Origin of the sequence: Micromonospora sp. B11E3 (assembly GCF_039871625.1) — a bacterium.
In the GTDB taxonomy this organism is placed as follows: Bacteria; Actinomycetota; Actinomycetes; order Mycobacteriales; family Micromonosporaceae; genus Micromonospora.
The window spans coordinates 1-560 of record NZ_JBDPMC010000257.1 but is presented as its reverse complement, the minus strand read 5'-3'; the positions used below and the strand labels follow the sequence as shown (position 1 = coordinate 560).

The window sequence follows — 560 nt, the reverse complement described above, 5'->3', positions numbered from 1 at the left end:
ACCATGCTGGTCCACGGCCCGGTACACGTACCGCCACACCCCGTTGACCTTGACGTAGGTCTCGTCCACGAACCAACGGTCACCAGGTGAGTGACGAGCGAAGCGAGCGGCGTCGGCCAACAGCGGGATGAACCGCTGCACCCACCGGTAGACCGTAACGTGATCCCCCTCGACACCCCGCTCGACCAGCAACTCCTCCACATCCCGGTACGAGAGGTCGAACCGCAGATACCAACGGACCGCCAGCACGATCACCTCGGGCGGGAACCGGAACCCGACGAACGCCGACGCCGGCGGAGACCAGGACCGGACACGAGTCGACGACCTCACCGGCCCAGCAGACCACACCCGGCAAGCCGGAGTCGATCATGCTTTCGCCCAACGCAACAGACCCCCGCGATCTACGTGGCCGCCACCAACAGCTACGACATAGCGGCTCTTCGAACTTAAGCGGGGTTGAGGTGTCCGCGGTGGCGTCGCGTGGTGGTGGTGCGGGTGCGTAGGCGTTGGTTTTCGGGGTTTCGGAAGCCGTAGGCGTCGCGGGCGATGGTTTTGATAAC

1 protein-coding gene is annotated in these 560 nt (G+C 64.8%); it reads right to left on the bottom strand.

Features of this window, described 5'->3' with window-relative positions:
* Positions 1 to 330, bottom strand: a 330-nt coding sequence (locus ABGB16_RS33960) for an IS6 family transposase (RefSeq protein ID WP_347672133.1), incomplete at its 3' end; no start/stop codon positions are given.
* Positions 331 to 560 lie beyond the last annotated feature (230 nt).